Origin of the sequence: Oleiagrimonas sp., assembly GCF_027858935.1 — a bacterium.
In the GTDB taxonomy this organism is placed as follows: Bacteria; Pseudomonadota; Gammaproteobacteria; order Xanthomonadales; family Rhodanobacteraceae; genus Oleiagrimonas.
In genome coordinates this window covers 1-4146 of record NZ_JAQIBU010000360.1, presented here as the reverse complement: position 1 = coordinate 4146, position 4146 = coordinate 1, and the positions used below count along the sequence as shown (strand labels likewise).

The window sequence follows — 4146 nt, the reverse complement described above, 5'->3', positions numbered from 1 at the left end:
AACTTGGCGGCGACCGAAATATCCTTGTCCTTGTTTCCCGCCCTGGTGTAGATGACTGCCAGGATCGGACTCAGCAGCATGATCCAGATCGGGTTGAACGACTGGAACTGGGCCGGCTTCCAATCCCACAAGTGCCAGCCGAACAGATCGAAGCTCGGGTTCACGTTGCGCAGCGCAAACAGGTTCAGCGAGGTCGACATCTGCTGGTAGAAGATGAAGAAAAACACCGTCTGAATGGTCAGGATCAATGCAGCGGCCAGGCCGGCGCGCTCGCGTTTCTCGCTCTGGCTGATCAGGTAGATGAAGATACCCAGGACCACGATACCGGCGGCGTAGACGAAGATCCGGGCCACGTTCTCGTATTGCAGCACCAGTGCAGAGGCGAATACGGCAACAATGCCCAGGGCGATCACTGCCCCGAACTTGGCCATGTTCATGGGTTTGTCGTCCGGTTCCGAACCGACGTGGTCGAGCGTATGGCGCATTATGGCGTAGTTGCCCAGGCCGACCAGAAGGCCGACGCTGCAGACCGCAAAGGCAGCATGCCAGCCCAGCTCGTGACCGTAATGCTCGTTGACGTAGTCCTTGATCCAGGGGGTCAACAGCATGGAAATCGTCGAGCCGATGTTCACCGCCATGTAGTAGATGGTGAAGGCGCTGTCGATCTTGGAATCGTCGCCCTCGTAGATCTTGCGCACCAGGTTACCTGCATTGGCCTTGAACAGGCCGTTGCCCACAACCACGATCCCCAGCGAACAGAACAGGAACCACACGCTCTGCCCCGGCACTGCCATGAAGGCATAGCCCAGGGCCAGGATGAAGGCGCCCAGCAGCATCGTGCGCCGTGTGCCCAGAACCTTGTCGCCGATCCAGCCGCCAATGGCCGGTGCCACGTAGATCAGCGCCGCGGCGGCGCCCCATGTCAGCTGCGCGCGGTCGTCAGGAAAGCCCAGGCGCTGGACCATGAAGTAGACAATCAGCGCCTGCATGCCGTAGTAGCCGAAACGCTCCCACATCTCGATCAGGAATACGGTGCTGAACGAGCGGGTTTGCGAGACCGGTGCTTGTGTGTTTGTCATGCGAAATTCCGTGTGATTCAAGGAAAATCCTGACCACTACGTGCCGCCCCGGGCACTTGGTCAGGATGCAATCGCCCAAGGGTACCTGATCATGTCGGCAAGGCATGTTGCGTTGCATCATGACGAGTGTGGACGCTTCCGCAGTCGTTTCGCACGAGCTGCCTGTGGCATGATGCAGCGCGATTCGGAATGCCTCAATCGTGTTCCAGCAGCAGCCAACAGTTCTGATCCGGACGCATCCATCCCGTCGTCCGGACATGGTGAGGGGGAGCAAGCATGTCCAGCATCGAACCGCGGGGCCCGCGGCAAATCTGGAGGGCCCTGATCTGGTCGCTCAAGGGTTTGCGCGCGGCATGGTGCCACGAGGCATCGTTTCGCTTCGAGTTGTATCTGGCGATGGTGCTGCTGCCGCTGGGCCTGTGGCTGGGGGATGGTCCGGTGCAGAAGCTGTTGCTGGCCGGTACGCCGCTGCTGGTGTTGAGTGCCGAGCTGCTCAACTCCGGCATCGAGGCCGTGGTCGACAAGATCAGCCTGGAATTTGACGAACTCGCCGGCCGCGCCAAGGATATGGGGTCGGCGGCGGTCTTCCTGCTCATGATGCTGGTCCTGCTGTGCTGGGGCCTTCTCCTGGGCCCGCGCGCGTGGGCACTGCTGCATCACTAGCTGTCGCACGAAGCCAAAAAAACCCGGCAAGTGCCGGGTTTTTTTTGATCAATGACCTGGGGCCTGCTGCGGTCACTGCGAGGCTTGCACCGGGGCGCCGGGGCCGATGTTCTTTTTCAGGAATGCCAGCAGCCTGGTATACATTTCCAGGCGGTTGTTGGTGTTGTAGAAGCCGTGGCCTTCGCCGGACTTGGCCATCCATTCGTAGGGTTTGCCGGCCTTTTCCAACGCGGCCCGCATTTCGGTGGCCTCGGCGTATGGAACCCGCTTGTCATCCTTGCCGTGAATCAGGAAAACCGGCACGTGGATCTTGTCGACCAGGTTCACCGGGGAGTTCGCGGCGCGGATCGCGGCGGTATCGCCAAGCACCATGTGGAAGTAGTTCAGGCCCGAAGCATACTGGCCCGTGTCGCTCTTCTTGATATCCATGTTGAGATCGGTGACGCCGTCGTAGCTGACCGCGCACTTGTACAGCTTCGGGTGGCGGATGACCTGCATCAGTGCCGAATATCCGCCGAAACTACCGCCGTAGACACAGATGCGGTCGGGGTCGGCGTAATGATGCGCGATGGCCCATTTCACGCCGTCGGCCAGGTCCTGCTGCATGCCCGTGCCCCACTGTTTGAAGCCGGACTGATAGAAGCCCGGGCCGCGGCCCGACGATCCACGGAAATTGACCTGCAACACCAGGTAGCCACGACTGGCCAGCATCTGCGCGTCCGAGTCGAAGAACCAGTCATCGCTCACATAGTACGGTCCGCCATGCGGAACCAGCACCATCGGCAGATGGGTCCTGGCGCGGCCGCGCGGCAGCGTGAGTATGCCTCCCAGCTCCATGCCACTGCTGGACTTGAAGCGAAACGGCACGCGTTGGGACATCTGTGCCGGATGGATGGAGGGCTGGGTGTCGAACAGCTTGCGCACCTTGTTGTTGTGCCGATTGATCAGGTAGTACGTGCCCGGGTTGCGATCGCTGCTGGTTTCAAAAAGAAGCTCCATGCCGTCCTGGCTGTAGTTGATGAAATCCACGAACTGGCCCTTGAAGGCTTTGCTGAGCGCCATGTAGAGCTTGGCCGAGGGCAGGTTGGGGTTGATGTAGTCGGGCTTGGGTATCCCGGTCACATTGGAGACGGCGAAGATCTTGTAGGGCCAGGGCGAAGTCTGCACATGACCGAAGTTAGAGAACGGATCGGCCATGAGGGTTTGCGGATCGCTGGCGTCCGGTTTGGCCACGATCAACTGGTAGGGGCCGTTGTCGTCGCTCGACCAGGCATAGATCTTCTTCTGGTCCGGTGAATACATGAACGGATTGAAATAGGACCCGACGATGGAATCCGGAAGGCTCTTCCAGCGACCCTGAATCTTGCGGAAGGCCACGAATTCATTTTGCGTGTTGTCGCCGAAGGCGTAGGTGGTCTGACCGTTCTTGTTGATCAGGAAGTTCATACCGCCCTGGTCGATGTCCCCAACCAGGTGGCGCGTGTTGTGCACCGAATCGATGTTGTAGATCGTGGTGATGTTCTCCATGCCCCAGGGCTGCACGTCCACATATACGTGGCCGTCATGCGGGTGCGGAACCCCGGCTACGAAACCATTGCCCTCATCGCGGGCACGTGTCTGCGTGCGACTGCCCTTCGCATCGTAGCCATACAGGTAGCGCTGATTCTTGCCGTTGAAATCCGCGGACAGGATCTCGCCCGTTGCACGTGGAATATCCAGTGAGCCCGTAACCACGGCCTGTTCGATCACCAGGCGTGTTGGGCTGACCCAGGTGATAGATGCCGGCAATTGGTAAATGGGCATCTTGAGAACGCCCACGATCTTCATGTCGCTGAGCTGGTAGGTGACAACGGCATGATGGATGCCGTCGGCGTCATCCATGCGCAGGGCGAGGTACTTGCCGTCGGGCGACAGGGCCGGGTCCCCGATGTGCGCGTGTTTGGCGAAATCCTTCAGCGGGACCACTGCTTGCCCCGGACTGGCCTGCGCCATGGCCAACTGTGCGAATGCCAGAAGACTTGCGCCAAGAATTTTCGTGCATTGCCCACGGATGCTCATGGCAATCCCCCCCCCCTTCTCCCCGTTGTGGTCGATTATTCATCCCCTCAAAGTGAGTATAGTCACGTGTTCCTGCTCAGGTCCAAGCCATGCAGGAGCAACAGCAACACATCGCGTCGATGCGTCCTGGTGGCTTCATGCCGTGTCAGCGGTACACTTGGTGATCGTTCATTTCAGGTCTCAGCTTCATGATCCATCCTTTCGTCGATACCCTTGATCCGGTCGCGTTGCATCTGGGACCTGTCGAGGTGCATTGGTATGGCGTGATGTACCTGCTCGGCTTCGCTGCGGTCTGGATCCTCGGCGAACGCCGGCGTCGCGCCGGGTATCTGCCGGTCAGCGCCAA

The 4146-nt window shown here is 59.7% G+C and carries 4 protein-coding genes; 2 read left to right on the top strand and 2 right to left on the bottom strand.

The window, feature by feature from the left end; translation table 11 throughout:
• On the bottom strand, positions 1 to 1079 hold a 1079-nt coding region (locus PF446_RS13765; protein WP_298072573.1), incomplete at its 3' end, for an oligopeptide:H+ symporter.
• 276 nt (positions 1080 to 1355) lie between these two features.
• Here PF446_RS13765 and PF446_RS13760 point away from each other — a divergent pair.
• Complete coding sequence (locus tag PF446_RS13760) at positions 1356 to 1742, top strand: diacylglycerol kinase (protein ID WP_298072572.1); 387 nt, start codon at positions 1356 to 1358, stop codon at positions 1740 to 1742.
• A gap of 72 nt (positions 1743 to 1814) precedes the next feature.
• Here the strand turns inward: PF446_RS13760 and PF446_RS13755 are convergent, their stop codons facing one another.
• The gene (locus PF446_RS13755) at positions 1815 to 3800 is read right to left on the bottom strand and encodes a prolyl oligopeptidase family serine peptidase (RefSeq protein WP_298072569.1); all 1986 of its coding nucleotides are present in this window, start codon (positions 3798 to 3800) and stop codon (positions 1815 to 1817) included.
• 188 nt (positions 3801 to 3988) lie between these two features.
• Here PF446_RS13755 and PF446_RS13750 point away from each other — a divergent pair.
• The coding region (locus PF446_RS13750) for a prolipoprotein diacylglyceryl transferase family protein (protein ID WP_298072575.1) at positions 3989 to 4146 on the top strand (158 nt) is incomplete at its 3' end.